Genomic DNA, 18235 nt, shown 5'->3' with positions numbered 1-18235 from the left:
CGTCGAGCGTACCGTATCGGCACGATCAGAGGCGAGTGGCGGTGCTGGCCGGGACGGACTCCGGACCCGCAGCCGTCACGCCGATTGGAGAGTGGCCCAACTGGGCAAATGCGCTCGGGCAACCGCCCGCCAAGCCGCAGGGGCGGGTTGCGCCGAGGCCCGCAGGCCTCGGCCTGGGGCTGACCGCACGAAAAGGCGCAGTCTGAGCAGAGGGTCTCGCTGATGGCGCGCCCTAGGCCGGGCCGAGACACCATCAGGCTGCCAGTTGTGGGCTCAGGAGGTGCCGGGAACTCAGGCTAAGGCAGGGTCCCGGGGTCTGAGGCTGAAGTTTGCCCTGCGTCACTTTCGCCACAGACTCTGGGACCCGTGTGGCAGCACTACCTTCCCGTCGCACTCGGAGGGCTTTCGCTCTTGAGGTACCGCAGAGCCGTCCCAAGATGATTCTTTGGGGCGGGAGGGCTGTCGTTTGCTTACATTTCTACGTTGGTGGGTCGTCGGCTCGATCTGGGAAGCCGACTTCTATGATATGTCCCTCGCCCACCATGCCAGATTTGTAGCTTCGCACTCGGTGGCATCGAGTGGCGCGAGCATCGTGCACCCGATGACGTCGAGTGGTGCGAAGAGCCACAAATGCGCAGGTAACGAGAGATTCTGCGCCACTCGGTAACGTCGAGTGGTGCGAGCATCGTGCACTCGGTGACATCGAGTGGCACTCAGAGCGAGACGCGGACTCCTGCGCCTTGGTATGGCGTCTTGATGATGTGGTATAGCATTTGGACGATGTGGCGTGGCGTCTGGCCGATGCCACGCCGTCGTGTTACCAAATCTTGGCAGGAGGCGTCTTGGCGCGAGGCTCACGTGGACGTGGGAAGCCTGAAGGCATGCAGACGCTTCATCTGGCTGACGATGGTAGACGGCTCCCAGCTTTTCTCGGTGTGGATCTTGGAGTACGGGTCGTGGATGATGAGATTGCCGTCTGCGGTCTTGCCAGTGATGACGATGAAGTGACCCGAGGTCGAGAATTCGCCTGGTCCCATACTGGCGATCATGATGTAGCCTCGGCCCAGATAATCCTCGAGATCAGCGACAGTGATGCCCAGCTCCCTGTGAGCCAGCCTGTAATGCCTAGCGGCGACGTCGACGAAGTTGCCGTAGGTGCCCGAGCTGTCATCCGTGTACCCCTTACTTGTCGCAAGCTGCCCCATCACGTAGGGCGTCACGTCAGCCTTACCAGTGACCGCCATGTACACCATCGAGAGGGCCGTGGGACAACAGCCGGTGGCCCCAAAGTCCCTGCCACAGTACTCGGTGTATGCCCAGCGTGCGTCCCACTGATAGAGGACAGGCGCCGTCCCGGCCGTCACGGTCTCGTCATAGGCCTCCCCCTTGGCCTGTGGATACTTGCTGGGAAGACCTTGGATGAAGTCACGGGCAGCCGGCTCCTTGGCCAGGAGCTTAAGGAGGTCGGCCTCGGCCGACTCACCCCCATTGCCGATGTGCGCGTAGGCACCCATGTTATCGAGGATGCCCGCCACCTGTTCGTTCTCGTTACCAAGCCTGTTGAGCTCGTCAGCAAGGGAGGGATCCAGCGATGCGGGGTAGCTCCAGGTCCTCTGCTCAGCACCGCTTGACTCGCCGCCAGACTCAGAGTGGGTAGGCTGGTCCTCAGGCTGGTTCTCAGGCTGCTGCGGGGAAACGTGAGCACACGATCGTACGCACGACCCCAAGCCCAGCGCAACCACAATGAGGAAGGCGCTCGCAAGGATCACATACGATCGCGGTTGATGGTCGATCACCCACGAGAGCGCGCGATACGCCCAGAGACGCAGCGATTTGGCGCAACGCCTAAGGTACAAACGAAGGAGGCGTGACAGACGTCCCATCCATACAAGCAGTAGCCTCGCACAGCGCCTAGCAGGGTATACGAGACTGCGCGAGGAGAAACTTGGTTGTCTACGAGTGTCCAAGCGGTGGCGCCTGGGGCCATCGGGTGCGTCGTAGCGTCCCTTACGACGCACCTTGCGCCTCCGCCGCTCGCGTGTCAGCTTGCGTTCGTCTCTCATCAGGTTCTGGTCTTGCCTCACAGCATGGCGTATGAAAATGAAAATGTACGTTCAGCATTCTAGCGGTTCCTGTGGGATTCACACGAACCCTCAGTAGCTTAAGCGTCTGGCAGCCTGCCGCTCAGTCTATCGCTCGCATGATGACAGCTTAGGGCTGAATCCAGCTCTCATCTGAGGGGTTGTCGCGAAAGGCCAGGAGACGGGCCCTGTCGAGGTCCGCGATGTAGCCCTCCTCCACCGCGACGTCCACGAGGATATCCAGATCGCAGAGGCTGTGATTCTCGACGTCAGCTGCGGCAAGCCGGCTCAGGCCCTCCTGCATACCATAGGTGAATATGCTCACGATCCCAAGCACGTCGGCGCCAGCCTCACGAAGCGACTCCACACAGTCGAGTACGCTACCACCAGTCGAGATGAGATCCTCGATGACAACGACCCTCTCGCCCGCCTCGAGCCGTCCCTCTATCTGATTCTTGCGGCCATGGTCCTTGGCTGAACCGCGTACGTAGCCCATGGGTAGGCCGAGACGGTCGGCGGCTATGGCGGCATGTGCGATACCCGCAGTCGAGGTGCCCATGAGCGCCTGAGCGTCCGGATACAGCTTTTGTACCATCCCGGCGATTGACTCGTCGACGAGCGTACGGACGGCAGGATACGAGAGCGTTAGGCGGTTATCGCAATAGATGGGGCTTCGTATGCCGGATGCCCAGGTGAACGGTTCATCAGGACGCAGGAAGACGGCCTGTATACGGAGAAGCTCCCGTGCGATGTCGTGCGTAGATGCCATGTGATCACCCTTGGTCGTAACGTGTTGCCAAAACGTACGGTATGCACAGACTCTCTGCGAAAGGTCCGAGCCTAACCGCCCTGATTGTAGCGCAGCAAGAGCTAGCGCCTAGCCTTGAGTATCGCGAAGAGCTTCCCGTTGTGTCGCCTCACGAAGGAGATGAGACGCCCCTCCCGATAGCACATCCTGGCATCCTGCCTCTTGATCGGGGCGAGCATCATCCGCATCATCTTTGAGCGGGGACGTGCCACGTCAACGGCAAGCTTAGCCCTCTCGGTCCCGATCATCTGTCGAATCTGGGCGACCTTCTCTGCCCGCGAGAGCTTGCACATTGGATCGCAGACATTCTCTATGCAGCCCACGAGCCGTTCGATGTAGCGACGTTGGATCATCTCCATGCTCGCGGCATCGCCGTCGAGCCCCCAGTAGTGGTAGAGGTCGAGCATCCAGCCGTGCTCCTCCTCGCGCTTGGTGTACATATCCGGACGCCATCTGGACGTCTCGGATTCGACACGCTGGCGAATGAAGTGGTAGAAGGCCTCAGACATGACGCCGACGCGCTCGACGTCGCGGATGAAGTCGAGCACAAAGGGAAAGTCATCCCAGAAGGTGGGCATGAAGCGCAGTCCCAGCTCCTCGATCCTCGCACGCAGGAAGAGCTTGTTCCAGGGCGGATACAGCTGGTTGGCGTCAAAGAGCTGCCAGGCAGCCAGCCTGAAGTCACGCTGTGTGCCAAAGACGTTATCGGCGCAGTGCTTGAGCTCGGAGGTGTGGCGGTCGACGCTGCCATAGTGTGTGTCGATATAGAAGCCGGCCACAACAAGCTCGAGCCTGTTCGCCGAGGCGAAGGCATACATCTTGGATAGCATGGCGGGCTCGGCCCAGTCGTCCGCATCGAAGAACATGACGTACTCGCCACGGGCGTGATCGAGGGCGAAGTTACGGGCCGCAGGTGCACCGGCGTTCTTTTGGTGAAAGACGCTCACACGAATGTCGCGAGCGGCGATGGAGTCAAGGATCTGGCCCGTGCGGTCACTTGAGCCGTCGTCCACAGCCAAAAGCTCGAAGTCCTCGAAGGTCTGGTGCTGCAGGCTCTCCACCGCACGCCTAATGTAGCGATCGACGTTATACGCCGGTATGATAATCGATACTCTAGGTAGCGTGGGGGTCATAGCCCTCTAGTCTCCATATCACGGGGCCGACTCGGTCGCTTACGATGCGATCCGTCTCTCGGCCAGGGACACCCGTCAATGCGCCCTGTCCGCTGTATTATCAACCAGCACTATCGAGACGCTGTGAACTCCCTGTGCCGCCGCGGCGAATTCAGCAGATTCACACTGCGCGAGGGTCACTGGCGGTACAGGACGGTCCCCTTGTTGGGTCTCTCGCAGCCCGACAGGTCGATCGCCCATGCGCCGGACTTGGAGCACAGCCCCCACAAAGGCTCCTGCTACTCCCAGGGAACGAGGGCATCTGTCGGATAGTCCACCCCCATGAGGACAAGACCGCGCGCGGGAGCCGTGGGGCCAGCGGCCCTGCGATCGCGGGCCTCGAGCGCATCGATGAGCCACTGCGGGTCGCGCCTGCCGCAGCCCACCTCGACGAGGCTGCCGACGATGATCCGCACCATGTTATGGAGAAAGGCATTGCCACAGACATCAATGGCCACGAGTGGCTCAAAGGCCCCCGTGACCTGGGCCACCCCAACCCGTTCAAGGAAGCGACAGGTTGACCTCCCGTCGTCCTTGATGAGCTGGGCGGAACGTGCCTTGCAAAAGCTCCTGAAGTCATGCTCGCCCACAAGGCAGGCCGCCGCCCGCTCCATCGCGGCAACGTCGAGCGCAGCTATGGTGCGTAGCCACCAGGCATGCTCCCAAGCCATCACGGGCCTCATAGACCCGCAGGCGATATGGTAGCGATAGTGTCGCCTCACCGCGTCAAAGCGGGCAGAGAAGCCAGGGTCAGCGCGAAAGATCCCGCAGACGGAGATATCATCGGGGGTAAGGGCGACGAGCGAGGAGACCAGGCGAGAGCCTCGCAAGGCCAGCTCCGCAGTCGTGACGGGAACGCTCACGTATTGCCCGAGGGCGTGCACGCCGGCATCGGTGCGTCCCGCAAGCTCCATCTGCACGGGACGACGCAGCGAGGTCTCCAGGGCATGGCGCAGCTCTGCACCTACCGTACGCTGGCCTGGCTGCTCCGCGATGCCCGAGAAGCCGCCACCGCGGTAGCCGAGCTTGATCACGAGGGTGCCGTCAAGAGGCTGCACTGCGTCTGGCACCAGTCCCCCTCCCATCAGGTGCTGCCCAGCTCAAGTGTTTTGCCCACACCAGCAGCTGCGAGCGTCTTGGACGAGAGCTCCGAAGGCGGCTTCCACTCAAAGCTGACGGCTGTCTTCTCGACGTAATACGCATAGATGCCCACAAGGGCCTGAGCGTCATCGGGCCTCGCAACCCGAAGCACTGGCCTACCCATAGGTTCGCCCCCCTCCCGCCTGTACCCACGACAGGACAAGTGTACTGCAGCACCATGCGTGACGCGTCACCAAACGAGAGGTCTTTACCGACCACCTACCAAAAAAGTCAGATCTGCACAGTCAGGTGTAAGATCTACACAGTCGGGTGTAATTAGAGCCAGACGGAAAATGCCAGCAGGCCCAAGGAAACCACAAGTGCCACACGGTCACGGGCAGAGAGCCTAGATCTCTCGACCAAGCTCATCTCGCCGGTAAAGCCACGGTCACACATCGCCCTCCCAAGCTCGTCCCCCCTTTTAAGAAGGGAGACGACCAGCGGAATCATCACTGCCGCATAGGCACCGAGACGCCTGAGGGGACCCCCCCGGTCAAAGCGGGCCCCTCTTGCCCGTTGCGCGAGCGTGATTCTCCCAAACTGCCCCATGATCTCGGGAATGAAGCGAAGCGTCACCGACACGACCATGGCAATGCCGCCGACGGGCACATCCAGCTGCACAAGCGGACGCAGGGCCGAGAGGAGTGCGCGTGAGAGCTGCGGTACCGTCGTCGTCGCGCAGACGAGGGAGACGAGGGAGACGAGCAGCACGATGCGCACGACCGCCCTCGCGCCGCGCATGAGACCCGTGACATTGACGCCCACGGGACCCACGATCTGAACCTCGCAGCTCCCGTCCACCACCAGGCCATTTGCGAGCAGCACGAAGACGAGCATGAGCAACGTTGGCCTGAGCGCACGGACGATGGAGCCCATAGGCACATGACAGCTCACGACACAGGCAAGGACCACGACCCCAAGCGGCAGGAGCCCAAGCGGATCTGAGGCCGCAAACACGGCCATCGACAGCAGCACGAGGGCAGCCAGCTTGACGCGGGCATCCATCCCATGCAGCCAACTGTGCCTGGCGAGGTAGGCCCCTAAGGGGAGACCCCTAGTGCCGCTCACCGAGCGCCTCCCCCACGCGGACCGCCAGAGGAACCTTAAGCCCCGCCCTACGAAAGGTACCGGGAGACGCCAAAAGTTCTGCGCGACTGCCCGACCAGATGACCCGACCCTCGCGAAGGAGGCAGCCATCGTCTGCGACGCCAAGCCACTCCCCCACCTCGTGCGAGATCACGACCACGGCCGCCCCATCCGTCGCAAGCTCACGGGTCAACGCGATGACCCGCCGTGCAGCCCTACCGTCAAGGCCAGCCGTCGGCTCATCGAGAACGTAGGCAGAGGGCCTCATGGCAACGATTCCCGCAAGCGCGACTCTCCGCGCCTCTCCACCCGAAAGAGCAAGGGGCGAGCGGTCCCACAGCGTTCTCTCGATACCCAGACGCTCTAGTGCCTCTTGGGCCTGGGATCGTGCCGCTTTCGCACCCGCCCCGCGCGCGAGCGCCCCGAAGGCGACATCGTCGAGGACGGTATTGGCAAAGAGCTGCTCCTCCGGACGCTGAAAGGCGAGGCCGACATCCGAGGGGCGCACGGGCCTGCCAGCCAGCATCGAGGTGCCAGAGTCAGCCTCGATGAGTCCTGCCATCACGAGCGCGGACGTCGTCTTACCAGAGCCCGAGGGACCAGCAAGCAGCAGAACGTGGCCAAAGGCCACAGCCAGCGAGATGTCCGCAAGCACGCAGGCGGCACCAACGCCGTAGACACTCGCATCCTCGCGATAGAGAAAGACCGAGTCCAGCTCGAGTCCCCCCTGCATACGCTCGGTGGGACTAACGGCCCCGAGACCGGTCCTCTTACAATCAAGGGACCCTTTCAGCGCATCCCATATGGCAACCTTGTCCTTATCGCGCAGGGTTGCGCACGCCGCCTCAAGATCAATGAGCGCAACGCTCAAGTCGACACCAGCAGCTGCAAGGGAGGCGCAGAGTCGGGCGTCAGGACCCACGAGACCCGCAAGCCGACAGGCGCCCGAGTTGACAAAAAGCCCTTGAGGGGTACCCTCCCAGACAGCTCGCCCCGCAGAGAGGACAATGACCTCCTCTGCGCCAATGAGCTCCTCGACAAGATGGGTGACCTCAAGGATGCCGACCCCACGCCTTCGTAGCACGCCGATGACCCCACGCAGCGCCTCTCGGGCGGCTGAGTCGAGCTGTGAGCACACCTCGTCCAAGACGAGGTAGCGCGGACGCAGCGCCAGCGCTCCCGCCAAGACAACAAGCTGCCTCTGGCCTCCCGAGAGCTCGTTGACATCCTTGTGAGAAAGACTCAAGATTCCAGCAAGCTCGAGCGCCTCGCGCACTCGCGTCCTGATCGCATCGGCGTCCAGCCCAAGATTACGCGGACCGAACGCCACATCGTCCTCGACAAGGGAGCTCACGAACTGTGACGATGGGTCCTGCCGTACCAGCGCGACCTCGCAGGAGTCACGCACGTCTCTGTCGTCAGCGGTGACCTGTCCTGACACGGGCGACAACGAGCCGCTGGCAAGTGCCGCAAGCGTAGACTTGCCCGAACCACTTGGACCCACCACCACGACCCATCCGCCTTGCGAAACGCAGAGGGACAGGTCCTCGACCGCATATGCTAAGCCCGGATACGCGTAGCTCACGTGATCAAGCGACAGCACGCCCCCCGCTCCTTTCAGCAAAAGTAAGCCAAGGGGAGGCCCGCTCCCTGAGCGAACCTCCCCCATACGTCTTACAACTCATGTAGGCGAACTACTCAGACTCCTCCTCGGACGCCTCTGTAGCATCCGCCTCGCCCTCGGACTCCTCTGCGACCTTCTCGACCTTCTGGACGGAGGTCTTACCCGAGGCCTCCTCCCTCGTGGCAACGGCCTCAGTCACAAGCTCGATGATAACGACCTCGGCACCATCGCCCTTGCGGCGACCGAGCTTGAGGATACGGGTGTACCCACCATTGCGGTCTGCCCAAAGCCCCTGCGCTGCCTTCTCGAAGATCTCGCGAACAGTCTCCTTATCGCCGACCTTGGCGATGGCAAGGCGCCGAGCATGCAAATCACCCCTCTTTGCCCAGGTGATGACCCTATCAACGTCGGGACGGATGGCCTTTGCGCGAGACTCAAGGGTCTTGATGCGGTCGTTGACGAGAAGTGAGGCGACGAGGCTCCTCTTCATTGCCCGGGTATGGCTGGCATCTGTCCCGAGCTTCATACCCCTCTTCTTATTATGTCTCATGGTCTAGCTACTCCTCAATGAAACGGAAGACGTGCCCTAGGCCTTGAGGCCAAGGCCCATCTCCTCGAGCTTGTCCTTGACTTCCTCGATGGACTTGACGCCAAAGTTGCGGATGTTGAGCAGGTCGTTCTCGGAGAACTCGACGAGCTGGCGCACCGAATGGATATTGGCGCGCTTGAGGCAGTTGTACGAGCGGACGGACAGGGCGAGGTCCTCGATCTGCTTGTCGAGCTCGGTGCTGTCCTCCTCGACGTTGTCCGCAAAGATGGATGCGTCCTCCTCCTGCTCCTCCTCGGCGGTCAGGCTCATGAACGCGCTCATGTGTTGGTTGATGATGTTGGCCGCCTCGACCACCGCCTCTCGCGGAGAGGCAGATCCGTTGGTCTCGACTTCAAGGATGAGACGATCGTAGTCGGTACGCTGGCCGACACGACAGGATTCGACGAGTTTGGCACAACGACGCACCGGAGAATACAGCGAGTCGACGCACACATAACCGATGGGATCGTTCTTACCCTCGTTCTCGGCCCCAGACACATAACCACGACCAACGCCTATGTGCATCTGCATGGAGAGGTGGGCCCCCTCACCGAGGGTGCACACGACATGGTCCCCGTTCACGAGCTCAAACTGGGACGGCACCTTAAAGTCTGCGCCCGTCACGGTGCAGGGACCGTCGACGTTGATAGTGGCGGTCGCGTCGGCACCGGTCCCCACACTCTTGAAGACGAGTCCCTTGACGTTGAGAACGATGTCTGTGACGTCCTCGTAGACGCCCTCGATTGTGTCGAACTCCTTTTGCACGCCGTCTATCTTGATAGCCTCGACCGCCGCACCCTCCAAGGAGGAGAGCAGTACGCGACGCAGGGAGTTGCCAAGCGTGTCGCCGTAGCCGCGCTCAAGCGGCTCAGCCGTGATGCGGGCGATGTTGTCGCTGATCTCCTCGACGGAAACTTGCGGTCGAATGAATTCTGACATGGACATGTCCTCCTGCAGTCGTCGCTTACTTGGAGTAGAGCTCGACGATCAGCTGAGCGTCGATCTCAAGGTCGATCTGGTTGCGAACCGGGGTCTGCAGAACGCTTCCCTGGAGCTTCTCGATGTCGACCTCGAGCCAAGCAGGTGCGGCCTTGCCGTTGGAGGCGACGATGGCCTCCTTGATGGGGAGCAGGTCCTTGGCCTTGGAGGCCACGGCTACGACGTCACCAGCCTTTACCTGGTAGGAGGGGATGTCCACGCGACGGCCGTTCACCATGATGTGACCATGGCGAACAGTCTGACGAGCCTCCTTGCGGGTGCGGGCGAAGCCAAGGCGGTACACGACGTTATCCAGACGGCACTCAAGCAAGCTCATCAGGTTGTCACCGGTGATACCCTTGGTCTTCATGGCCTTGTCGTAATAGCCACGAAACTGCCTCTCGAGAACGCCGTAGATGAACTTGGCCTTTTGCTTCTCGCGCAGCTGCATGCCATACTCGCTCTCCTGGCGCCGACGGCGCTTAGGCTGGCGATGAGATTCCTTGTTGATGCCCATGACAACGGGGTCGATGCCGAGCTGGCGACACCTCTTGAGGACAGGGGTCCTATCGATTGCCATTGCTACTGTCCTTCCTTACTACACGCGACGACGCTTGCACGGACGGCAACCGTTGTGCGGAATGGGAGTCTTGTCCTGGATGCCCGAAACCTCGAGACCGGCGGCCTGCAAGGAGCGAATGGCGGTCTCGCGTCCGGAACCGGGACCCTTCACGAATACGGCCACCCTGCGAAGTCCATGCTCCATGGCAGCTTTTGCACAAGCCTCAGCCGCGACCTGGGCCGCAAAGGGTGTGGACTTGCGAGAGCCCTTGAAGCCGACGGTACCACCCGACTGCCAGGCAATGACGTTACCCGCCGGATCGGTGATGGAGATGATCGTGTTGTTGAACGTACTCTTGATATGGGCCTGACCCACAGCGATGTTCTTGCGCTCCGCGCGACGGACACGCGTCGTGTGCTGATTCTTCTTTTGTGGCATACTTGTTCCCTAGCCCCTCTTCCTCGCGCCGATCTGACGTTTCTTGCCCTTGCGGGTGCGAGCGTTAGTGTGCGTGCGCTGTCCATGGACAGGGAGGCCCTTGCGATGACGAAGGCCACGGTAACAGCCAATCTCCATCAGACGGGCGGTATTCTGACGAACCTCGCGACGTAGATCACCCTCAGTGGTGAAGTTCGCGTCGATGTAGTCACGGATCCTTGTGACCTCATCTTCGGTCAGGTCCTTAACGCGGGTGTCGGGGTTCACGCCACAGTCGGCGCAGATCCTCTTGGCGCTCGACGCGCCGATGCCATACAGATAGGTAAGACCGACCTCGGTACGCTTGTCGCGCGGGAGGTCGACACCATTGATACGTGCCAACTTCGAGCTCCTCTCTTAGCCCTGACGCTGCTTGTGGCGAGGGTTCTCACAGATCACGTAAACCTTGCCATGGCGGCGGATGATTTTGCACTTATCGCACATCTTCTTAACCGAAGGACGTACCTTCATTGCGCTTTCCTTCCGGTAGTTCTTACACAAACCGATACCACACCGACAGTGCCAGGTGGAGCTGACCTGCCTTATCTTGACGTCCAGCCGCAGACGTGAACATCCCTCGCACATGCATGGCCACGACGCGCGAGGCCCTCGTGCGCATTCCCTCTGGCCATGCCAAACCTGCCTCTTACTTGTAGCGGTAGGTGATACGACCCCTCGTAAGGTCATAGGGGGAGATCTCTACGACGACCCTGTCCCCCGGCAAGATCCGTATGTAGTTCATGCGAATCTTACCCGAGATGGTACAGAGGATTGTCTTGCCGTTTTCGAGCTCCACGTTGAACATCGCGTTGGGGAGAGGTTCCATGACCTTACCCTCAAGCTCGATTCCATCCGTCTTAGCCACCTTACCTACTTTCTCTTGCTAACAGCAGCAACCATATATCATACATAAAAAAGAACAAGGCATCCACTCCACAGGGAACTTCATATTCCCTGCAGAGAGGGTACCTCCTGCGGTCCGCTTGAGAATTCGGCAGAACCTTCGCCGCCTCCCGTCCCTTAGCCTAGCCGGTCTACTGCTCGCCGCCCTGCATGGAACACCAAGGTCCGTTGTCATCCTGCGTGAGTATCACAGGCCCATCCTTGGTTATGGCGACTGTGTTCTCGTAGTGCGCAGCCACCTTTCCGTCATCGGTGACGACCGTCCAACCGTTGCCGAGCGTATGGTTCTCGCGTACTCCAAGGGTGATCATGGGCTCAATGGCAATGACCATGCCGACTTGCAGCTTGACGCCTCGTCCCTTCTTACCATAGTTAGGGACATTGGGATCCTCATGCATCGTGTGGCCCACGCCATGACCCACGTACTCGCGCACGACGCCATAGCCGCTCCCTTCGGCAAGCTGCTGGACCGCATGGCCGATGTCACCCAGGTGATTCCCGGGGACAGCCTGCTCGATGCCACACCTCAGGCAGTCGCGCGTGACCTCGCACAGGCCCCTCACCTCATCGGAGGGAGTTCCCACGTAGAAGGTCCAAGCATTGTCACCCACCCAGCCGCCAAACGTCGCTCCAGTGTCGATGGAGATAATATCCCCCTCGTTCAGGAAGACTTCCGGAGAGGGAATGCCATGCACGATCTGCTCATTCACTGAGGCACAAATGCTACCGGGAAAACCACCGTATCCCTTGAAGGTGGGAATGGCGCCATGCAAGCGAATGAAGCTCTCGACCGAGGAGTCAATCTCCTGCGTCGAGACGCCAGGACGCACCATCGTCCCCGCCAAACGCAGAGCCTGCTTGGCGAGCGAACCCGCATGCTTCATCTCCTCGATCTCAGCTGCTGACTTAATGTGAATCATAGGCCAAGCAGAGACCTCACGTCGGCGTACACCTCGTCGACTGGCCTGTCTCCGTCTACCTCCTTAAGGATTTTGCGACCGCAGTAGTACTCGATGAGTGGAGCAGTCTGGTTCTGGTAGGTGTCGAGCCTCCTTGCGATGGTCTCTGGCCTGTCATCATCACGCTGATACATCTCACCACTGCAGCGCGGACAGCTATCGACGCCAATCGCTGCGGTGTAGCCACAGTCGCGACAGGTGCGACGCAGGCTCAGACGATTGATGATGACCTCCGGCTTAACGTCAACGAGCAGGGCGACGTCGAGCTTAATTCCCATAGATTCCAGCTCGGAATCCAGAACCACAGCCTGTTGGGTGTTTCGTGGAAACCCATCCAAGATGAAGCCTTTCTTAGCGTCATCCTGCTGCAGGCGCTCCTTGACCAAGTTGATGACCAGCTGATCGGGAACGAGCCTGCCTGCGTCCATGTAGCCCTTGGCCTCCATGCCAAGTTTGCTCTGGGCGCTCACTGCCGCGCGCAGCAGGTCACCGGTCGAGATATGGGCAATGCCGACGTCATCGACAAGCTTCTGGGCTTGGGTGCCCTTGCCTGCGCCTGGCGCACCTAGAAGAACGATATTCATGCTTCCCTTCTCTCCATCGTGGTTGCCGCATGAGATACCACTCGATACCCCTAGTCTACCTCCCACAGCATGACACGCGGCAATGCAAACAGCTCATGGCGAGAAAAACACCGTGAGAGGGTCAAGGTAGTCTGACTACACTGACACATTAAAACTTGATGCCGCGCGCATTCACCGCAGTCACACGCCCCAACCCCCTCTTGCAACCCTACTTAAAGAATCCCTCATAGTTATGCATCTTGAGCTGCGACTCCAACTGCGAGATCGTGTCCATCGCAACGCCAACCATGATCAGCACCGAGGTACCGCCAAATGACTGCAGAAGCGTGTTTCCCGTCAGTGAGAACAGAATCGACGGTATGACCGCCAGCGCTGCCATGAAGAGAGCTCCCGGCAACGTGATGTGATCAAGCACATCCTTGATGTAGGCTGACGTCGCGCTGCCCGGACGGACACCCGGAATGAAGCCGCCAGCCTTACGAAGCTGATCGGACGTCTCATCGGGATTGAACACCATTGACGTGTAGAAGTACGCAAAGAACACGATCAGCAGGACGGAAAGGACCCAGTTGACCGCCCCGCTCGAGAGCGCGCTGGCCATGGTCTGGATCCAGCCGACGTTCGGAAAGAACACGGCGAGCTGAGCAGGCAGGTAGAGGACCGCCGATGCGAAGATGATGGGCACGACACCGGCCGTGTTAACCTTGATCGGCAAATAGGTGGCATTGGCACCCATGATGCGACGACCCACGACACGCTTTGCGTACTGGACGGGGATGCGACGCTGCCCTCGCTCGATAAACACGATCACCGGAATGATTGCCATGATTACCAGAAGCGTGATCACGGTAATGATCGAACCTGTGTCCTGCGTGGTCCACTCCCTCACCAAGGTGGGTCCAAGGCCAGCCATGATATTGACAAAGATGATCAGCGACATACCGTTGCCGATACCACGCTGCGTGAGCACCTCGCCCATCCACATGATGAGGATAGCACCCGTGAGGAGTACGAGAACCACGATGATGCTCTCCAGCGTCTCGGATACACCCTGCATCTGAGAGAAGTTGATTCCCTGTGCCCTGAACAGGAAGAGGTAGCCAATGGCATTGATGAGAGCAAGCGCGATGGTGACGTAGCGCGTGTACTGCGTGATCTTACGCTGCCCTGCCTCTCCTTCCTTGGCCATCTCGGCGAGCGAGGGTATGACTGCCTGCATCATCTGCATGATGATCTGAGCCGTGATGTAGGGCATGATTCCCAGGCTAAAGACCGAGACGCGAGAAAGACCTCCTCCTGAGAACAGGTTAAGCACCGCAATGGCCCCGTTGCCTGCGGAGAGCTTCTCGCCAACGTCAATCATGTCCTTGAACGGGATACCAGGCGCGGGCAGATACGCACCCAGCCGGTACAGGAGCAGAATCCCTATGGTAAAGAGGATCTTATCCCTGAGCTCAGGAATGCGAAAAGCGTTTGCGACCCCTTTTAGCACGCCTCCTCAACCTTTCCTCCGGCGGCCTCTATCTTGGACTGAGCAGAGGCGGAGACCCTATCGACCTTGACCGTGAGCCTCTTCGTGAGCTCACCGTCGCCAAGGACCTTAACCGGAATGTAGTCGTGTTTGATGACGCCTGCGGCCACGAGGCTCTCGGCATCGACGGTATCGCCATCGGAGAACAGCTTGTCAAGGCGCGAGACATTCACAGGCGCGTACTCGACGCGATTGTGATTCTTGAAGCCGGGAAGCTTTGGCAGGCGCATGGCCAAGACGGTCTGCCCGCCCTCGAAACCCGCGCCCTTGCCGCCGCCAGCACGGGAAAGCTGGCCCTTGGAGCCACGGCCGGCCGTGGTGCCATGGCCTGAGGAGTTTCCGCGCCCGATGCGCTTGCGAGCCTTTCTGGACCCCTCAGCGGGACGAAGATCATTGAGCTGCATAGTGGGTGACTCCTAGTTCTCTTCAACCTCAACAAGGTGCTTGACCTTGAAGATCATTCCGCGGACACTCGGATTGTCAGGAAGTTTAGAGACATCGCCTATCCTGCGAAGTCCCATGGCGCGACAGGTAAGGGTCTGGTCCTTCTTGACGGAGGCAACGGCGCTGCGCACGAGCCTGACGGTGAGCTTTTTCTCGTCTGTCATAGCTTATGCCTCCTTTCCGTTGAACATCTCGGAAACGCTCAGGCCACGACGCTCGGCAGCCTCCTCGGGGCTGGAGAGGGACTTCAGGCCCACGGCGGCAGCCTTGATGATGTTGAGGGCGTTGTCGGTACCAAGAGACTTGGACAGCACATTGGTGATACCAGCAAGCTCGAAGAGCGGCCGCACCGGCCCACCTGCGATAACGCCGGTACCCTCGATGGCAGGCTTGATGAGGACACGGCCGGCGCCATAGTGACCCTCGACGGCGTGGGGGATGGATCCTCCCTCGGTAACAGGGACTTTGAACATGCTCTTCTTAGCGTCATCGACGCCCTTCTGGATCGCCAGGGGCACCTCGGCAGACTTCCCCATACCGATACCGACATTGCCCTTGCCGTCACCAACGACCACGAGGGCCAGCAGGCTCATGCGACGCCCGCCCTTGACAGTCTTTGACACGCGGTGGATGTAGACGACGCGCTCCTGAAGGTCGGAGTCATTCTGGCGCTTACGATCACGTGGCATTCAAATCCTCCTAGAACTTCAGGCCCGCTGCACGGGCACCGTCTGCAAGAGCCTTCACACGACCATGGTAGATACGTCCCCCGCGATCAAACCTGACCTCGGTGACGCCCTTCTCAAGAGCCCGCTGACCAATGAGCCTACCGACGAGCTCAGCCGCCTCCTTGTTGGAGCCGAGCTTGCCGGTCTCGCGAAACTCCGAGCTCAGAGTGGAGGCAGAGCAGATGGTCTTGCTGTCTGCATCATCGATCACCTGCGCGTAGATGTGCGCATTGGTGCGGTGAACAGTCAGGCGCGGACGCTCTGCGGTGCCGAAGATCTTGGCGCGGACGCGGCGCTGCCGACGCTTGAGTGCCGCGCGCTTTGCCTTATGCTTGTTCATTCCTTCTCCTTCACGTCGCCGCCACCTGACAGGGTGACGGACTTTCCTCTGCACAGGCACGAGGCCTGATGGCGGCAAGGCTGGACTACTTACATGACCCAGACGAGGTCAGGACCTCGCCTACTTAGCGGCCTTACCGAGCTTCCTGCGAATGTGCTCACCCTCGTAGTGTATGCCCTTGCCCTTGTACGGCTCGGGTGGCCTCTTGGCGCGCACCTCTGCTGCGACCTGTCCGACCCGCTCCTTAGAGATGCCCTTAACCGTAATGTGGGTATTGTCAGGAACCTCGAAGGAAATGCCCTCGGGGCAGGTGAACACGACGGGATGTGAGTAACCAAGGGAGAGGTCGAGGTCTTTGCCCTTGAGCTGTGCACGATAGCCGACGCCCGTGAGCTCGAGCTTCTTCTCAAAGCCCTCGGACACGCCAACCACCATATTGTGCACGAGCGTGCGGGTGAGGCCCTGCTGGGCATTGGACGCCTGGGTATCGTCATTGCGGGTAACGAGGACCTGCTCGTCCTCCAGCGTAACGGTCACAAGATCAGAGAAGCTACGCTGTAGCTCCCCCTTTGGGCCCTTGACGGAGACGCCGGGGCCGTTGATGGTCACAGTAACCCCGGCAGGGACCGTGACAGGCTTCTTACCGATGCGAGACATTGTCTCTCCTCCTTACTTCCTGTCTGGCCTTACCAGATGTAGCACATGACCTCGCCGCCGATGCCAAGCTTGCGAGCATCGCGATCGCACATCATGCCCTTGGACGTCGAGATGACAGCGGTGCCAAGACCACCGAGGACGCGAGGTAGCTTATCTGCGGATGAGTAGATACGCAGCCCGCACCTTGAAATACGCTTGATACCCCGGATGATGCGTGCATTCTTTTTACCATACTTCAGCTGCACGTGCAGGGTTTTCTGGGGCTTGGTGTCCTCGACCTCATAGCCCTTGATATAGCCCTCCTCATAGATGACACGGGCTATCTCGACGAGGACCTTGCTCGAAGGCATAGAGACCTCCGTCTTGCCAGCAAAGTTCGCGTTTCTGATGCGCGTCAACATATCCGCGATCGGGTCAGTAACCTTCATTGATTCCTTCTCCTTAGTTCATGATGAAACTGTGCGTACGGTTCGCGCCCACCCATAGCAAGAGCGCCTGTACGCCAGAGCTTTGGCCTACCAGCTTGCCTTACGGATGCCAGGAAGCTCGCCCTTGCTCGCAAGCTCGCGGAAGCACACGCGGCAGAGGCCAAACTTGCGATAGACGGAGTGGGGACGCCCACAACGCTGGCAGCGGCTCTGCTTGCGCGTCGAGTACTTCGGCTCGCGCGAAGCCTTGACGATCATCGATGTCTTTGCCACAGGTCCTCCTTCTTAAAAATGCCCGACCCACGTCAGGGCAACGTGCTTTCTGTTCCTAGTTCCTCTTGAACGGGAAGTGGAAGGACTCGAGAAGCGCCCTGCCCTCCTCGTCGGTCTTGGCAGTGGTGACGATGGTGATGTCCATGCCACGCGTGCGGTCGATCTTGTCATAGTTAATCTCGGGGAAGATTAGCTGCTCAGTCACGCCCATCGAAAAGTTGCCATGGCCGTCGAAGGACTTTGGACTGATTCCGCGAAAGTCACGGACGCGCGGGATGGCGATGGAAATGAGACGGTCGAGAAACTCCCACATGCGGTTTCCGCGAAGCGTCACCTTAGCGCCGATAGGCATGCCCGCACGCAGGTGGAAGGTCGCGATGGACTTGCGAGCGTGGGTGACGATGGGCTGTTGGCCAGTGATGGTGCGCAGGTCAGCTACAGCCCCGTCGATAGCCTTCGAATCGGTGGCGGCCTCGCCGACACCCATGTTGACGACTATCTTCTCGAATTTGGGAATTTGGTTGACATTCTTATAGTCAAACTTCTTTCGAAGCTCGTCGCGCACGACGGAGAAGTACCTCTCCTTGAGTCGCGGCACGTACGTGGATCCATCTGCCATACGCTCTCCTTAGCTGTGGTGGTGTTTAGCGCGGGGTTGGCCTGACGTCACGACGTAATGCGCACCACAACTCGTTGCGACACGCAGCCTGATCATGACCTGCGGTTAGCCTCGCGCCCCCTGGACCGTGGCATCTCAGGCCAGGAGCCATTGCGAGCGTGCGGCCTCCAAAGGGCAAAAGCCAGAACACCATAACTCTGGGCAGCATCCCGCCCATCTCGCCATAAACAGAAGTCACACGCAGAAATACAT

25 protein-coding genes are annotated in these 18235 nt (G+C 60.0%); all 25 read right to left on the bottom strand.

Annotation, left to right across the window (positions count from 1 at the left end; genetic code table 11):
• Positions 1 to 854: 854 nt before the first annotated feature.
• Positions 855 to 1769, bottom strand: coding sequence for a C39 family peptidase (locus ADJ70_RS04045; protein ID WP_172674435.1), 915 nt, complete (start codon positions 1767 to 1769; stop codon positions 855 to 857).
• 442 nt (positions 1770 to 2211) lie between these two features.
• A complete protein-coding gene (gene pyrE / locus ADJ70_RS04040; protein WP_050343725.1) occupies positions 2212 to 2850 on the bottom strand; it encodes an orotate phosphoribosyltransferase in 639 nt (212 codons plus the stop codon).
• A gap of 101 nt (positions 2851 to 2951) precedes the next feature.
• Positions 2952 to 4022, bottom strand: coding sequence for a glycosyltransferase family 2 protein (locus ADJ70_RS04035; RefSeq protein WP_050343723.1), 1071 nt, complete (start codon positions 4020 to 4022; stop codon positions 2952 to 2954).
• Between the two features lie 278 nt (positions 4023 to 4300).
• Complete coding sequence (gene truA / locus ADJ70_RS04030; RefSeq protein WP_253273228.1) at positions 4301 to 5131, bottom strand: tRNA pseudouridine(38-40) synthase TruA; 831 nt, start codon at positions 5129 to 5131, stop codon at positions 4301 to 4303.
• Positions 5132 to 5145: 14 nt separating this feature from the next.
• On the bottom strand, positions 5146 to 5325 hold the full coding sequence (locus ADJ70_RS04025) for a hypothetical protein (RefSeq protein WP_050343720.1): 180 nt from the start codon (positions 5323 to 5325) through the stop codon (positions 5146 to 5148).
• A 152-nt stretch (positions 5326 to 5477) separates the two neighbouring features.
• Positions 5478 to 6269 (bottom strand): energy-coupling factor transporter transmembrane protein EcfT, encoded by a 792-nt coding sequence (locus ADJ70_RS04020; protein WP_050343718.1) that lies wholly within the window; start codon positions 6267 to 6269, stop codon positions 5478 to 5480.
• The gene (locus tag ADJ70_RS04015) at positions 6256 to 7890 is read right to left on the bottom strand and encodes an ABC transporter ATP-binding protein (RefSeq protein ID WP_050343716.1); all 1635 of its coding nucleotides are present in this window, start codon (positions 7888 to 7890) and stop codon (positions 6256 to 6258) included. The genes ADJ70_RS04020 and ADJ70_RS04015 overlap by 14 nt, the downstream gene beginning before the upstream one ends.
• Before the next feature lie 91 nt (positions 7891 to 7981).
• Positions 7982 to 8461, bottom strand: coding sequence for a 50S ribosomal protein L17 (rplQ, locus tag ADJ70_RS04010; protein ID WP_050343714.1), 480 nt, complete (start codon positions 8459 to 8461; stop codon positions 7982 to 7984).
• A gap of 36 nt (positions 8462 to 8497) precedes the next feature.
• Positions 8498 to 9439, bottom strand: coding sequence for a DNA-directed RNA polymerase subunit alpha (locus ADJ70_RS04005; RefSeq protein WP_050343712.1), 942 nt, complete (start codon positions 9437 to 9439; stop codon positions 8498 to 8500).
• A 25-nt stretch (positions 9440 to 9464) separates the two neighbouring features.
• Positions 9465 to 10058, bottom strand: a complete 594-nt coding sequence (gene rpsD, locus ADJ70_RS04000; protein WP_050343709.1) for a 30S ribosomal protein S4 — start codon at positions 10056 to 10058, stop codon at positions 9465 to 9467.
• 18 nt (positions 10059 to 10076) lie between these two features.
• On the bottom strand, positions 10077 to 10478 hold the full coding sequence (gene rpsK / locus ADJ70_RS03995; RefSeq protein WP_050343707.1) for a 30S ribosomal protein S11: 402 nt from the start codon (positions 10476 to 10478) through the stop codon (positions 10077 to 10079).
• 9 nt (positions 10479 to 10487) lie between these two features.
• Positions 10488 to 10859: a 30S ribosomal protein S13 gene (rpsM, locus tag ADJ70_RS03990; RefSeq protein ID WP_050343705.1), complete on the bottom strand. Its 372-nt coding sequence runs from the start codon at positions 10857 to 10859 to the stop codon at positions 10488 to 10490.
• A 15-nt stretch (positions 10860 to 10874) separates the two neighbouring features.
• Entirely contained in the window at positions 10875 to 10988 is a 114-nt protein-coding gene (gene rpmJ / locus ADJ70_RS03985) for a 50S ribosomal protein L36 (protein ID WP_013252436.1), read from the bottom strand.
• Positions 10989 to 11163: 175 nt separating this feature from the next.
• Entirely contained in the window at positions 11164 to 11382 is a 219-nt protein-coding gene (gene infA / locus ADJ70_RS03980; RefSeq protein ID WP_050343700.1) for a translation initiation factor IF-1, read from the bottom strand.
• Positions 11383 to 11551: 169 nt separating this feature from the next.
• Entirely contained in the window at positions 11552 to 12340 is a 789-nt protein-coding gene (map, locus tag ADJ70_RS03975; protein WP_050343698.1) for a type I methionyl aminopeptidase, read from the bottom strand.
• A complete protein-coding gene (locus tag ADJ70_RS03970; protein ID WP_050343695.1) occupies positions 12337 to 12963 on the bottom strand; it encodes an adenylate kinase in 627 nt (208 codons plus the stop codon). Before ADJ70_RS03970 ends, map begins: the two co-directional genes overlap by 4 nt.
• Positions 12964 to 13171: 208 nt before the next feature.
• Complete coding sequence (gene secY, locus ADJ70_RS03965) at positions 13172 to 14455, bottom strand: preprotein translocase subunit SecY (protein ID WP_050343693.1); 1284 nt, start codon at positions 14453 to 14455, stop codon at positions 13172 to 13174.
• Positions 14449 to 14898 (bottom strand): 50S ribosomal protein L15, encoded by a 450-nt coding sequence (gene rplO / locus ADJ70_RS03960; protein WP_050343691.1) that lies wholly within the window; start codon positions 14896 to 14898, stop codon positions 14449 to 14451. Before rplO ends, secY begins: the two co-directional genes overlap by 7 nt.
• A gap of 12 nt (positions 14899 to 14910) precedes the next feature.
• The gene (gene rpmD, locus ADJ70_RS03955) at positions 14911 to 15102 is read right to left on the bottom strand and encodes a 50S ribosomal protein L30 (protein ID WP_050343689.1); all 192 of its coding nucleotides are present in this window, start codon (positions 15100 to 15102) and stop codon (positions 14911 to 14913) included.
• A 3-nt stretch (positions 15103 to 15105) separates the two neighbouring features.
• Positions 15106 to 15627, bottom strand: a complete 522-nt coding sequence (rpsE, locus tag ADJ70_RS03950; protein WP_050343688.1) for a 30S ribosomal protein S5 — start codon at positions 15625 to 15627, stop codon at positions 15106 to 15108.
• A 10-nt stretch (positions 15628 to 15637) separates the two neighbouring features.
• A complete protein-coding gene (rplR, locus tag ADJ70_RS03945) occupies positions 15638 to 16006 on the bottom strand; it encodes a 50S ribosomal protein L18 (protein WP_050343686.1) in 369 nt (122 codons plus the stop codon).
• Between the two features lie 120 nt (positions 16007 to 16126).
• Complete coding sequence (rplF, locus tag ADJ70_RS03940; protein WP_050343685.1) at positions 16127 to 16663, bottom strand: 50S ribosomal protein L6; 537 nt, start codon at positions 16661 to 16663, stop codon at positions 16127 to 16129.
• Between the two features lie 29 nt (positions 16664 to 16692).
• Positions 16693 to 17091, bottom strand: coding sequence for a 30S ribosomal protein S8 (rpsH, locus tag ADJ70_RS03935; RefSeq protein WP_050343683.1), 399 nt, complete (start codon positions 17089 to 17091; stop codon positions 16693 to 16695).
• An 87-nt stretch (positions 17092 to 17178) separates the two neighbouring features.
• Entirely contained in the window at positions 17179 to 17364 is a 186-nt protein-coding gene (locus ADJ70_RS03930; RefSeq protein WP_050343681.1) for a type Z 30S ribosomal protein S14, read from the bottom strand.
• Between the two features lie 55 nt (positions 17365 to 17419).
• Positions 17420 to 17983 (bottom strand): 50S ribosomal protein L5, encoded by a 564-nt coding sequence (gene rplE / locus ADJ70_RS03925; RefSeq protein WP_050343679.1) that lies wholly within the window; start codon positions 17981 to 17983, stop codon positions 17420 to 17422.
• Between the last annotated feature and the right edge of the window lie 252 nt (positions 17984 to 18235).

The organism is Olsenella sp. oral taxon 807 (assembly GCF_001189515.2).
In the GTDB taxonomy this organism is placed as follows: Bacteria; Actinomycetota; Coriobacteriia; order Coriobacteriales; family Atopobiaceae; genus Olsenella_F.
Note: the sequence above shows the minus strand (reverse complement) of the source record. Positions and strands in the feature narration are given on the sequence as shown.

Excerpts from the sequence above, each read along its gene's own strand:
- pyrE (WP_050343725.1), bottom strand. The coding sequence starts at position 2,850 with ATGGCATCTACGCACGACATCGCACGGGAGCTTCTCCGTATACAGGCC.
- ADJ70_RS04035 (WP_050343723.1), bottom strand. The coding sequence starts at position 4,022 with ATGACCCCCACGCTACCTAGAGTATCGATTATCATACCGGCGTATAAC.
- ADJ70_RS04025 (WP_050343720.1), bottom strand. The coding sequence starts at position 5,325 with ATGGGTAGGCCAGTGCTTCGGGTTGCGAGGCCCGATGACGCTCAGGCC.
- rplQ (WP_050343714.1), bottom strand. The coding sequence starts at position 8,461 with ATGAGACATAATAAGAAGAGGGGTATGAAGCTCGGGACAGATGCCAGC.
- ADJ70_RS04005 (WP_050343712.1), bottom strand. The coding sequence starts at position 9,439 with ATGTCAGAATTCATTCGACCGCAAGTTTCCGTCGAGGAGATCAGCGAC.
- rpsD (WP_050343709.1), bottom strand. The coding sequence starts at position 10,058 with ATGGCAATCGATAGGACCCCTGTCCTCAAGAGGTGTCGCCAGCTCGGC.
- rpsK (WP_050343707.1), bottom strand. The coding sequence starts at position 10,478 with ATGCCACAAAAGAAGAATCAGCACACGACGCGTGTCCGTCGCGCGGAG.
- rpmJ (WP_013252436.1), bottom strand. The coding sequence starts at position 10,988 with ATGAAGGTACGTCCTTCGGTTAAGAAGATGTGCGATAAGTGCAAAATC.
- map (WP_050343698.1), bottom strand. The coding sequence starts at position 12,340 with ATGATTCACATTAAGTCAGCAGCTGAGATCGAGGAGATGAAGCATGCG.
- ADJ70_RS03970 (WP_050343695.1), bottom strand. The coding sequence starts at position 12,963 with ATGAATATCGTTCTTCTAGGTGCGCCAGGCGCAGGCAAGGGCACCCAA.
- rplO (WP_050343691.1), bottom strand. The coding sequence starts at position 14,898 with ATGCAGCTCAATGATCTTCGTCCCGCTGAGGGGTCCAGAAAGGCTCGC.
- rpmD (WP_050343689.1), bottom strand. The coding sequence starts at position 15,102 with ATGACAGACGAGAAAAAGCTCACCGTCAGGCTCGTGCGCAGCGCCGTT.
- rpsE (WP_050343688.1), bottom strand. The coding sequence starts at position 15,627 with ATGCCACGTGATCGTAAGCGCCAGAATGACTCCGACCTTCAGGAGCGC.
- rplR (WP_050343686.1), bottom strand. The coding sequence starts at position 16,006 with ATGAACAAGCATAAGGCAAAGCGCGCGGCACTCAAGCGTCGGCAGCGC.
- rplF (WP_050343685.1), bottom strand. The coding sequence starts at position 16,663 with ATGTCTCGCATCGGTAAGAAGCCTGTCACGGTCCCTGCCGGGGTTACT.
- rpsH (WP_050343683.1), bottom strand. The coding sequence starts at position 17,091 with ATGAAGGTTACTGACCCGATCGCGGATATGTTGACGCGCATCAGAAAC.
- rplE (WP_050343679.1), bottom strand. The coding sequence starts at position 17,983 with ATGGCAGATGGATCCACGTACGTGCCGCGACTCAAGGAGAGGTACTTC.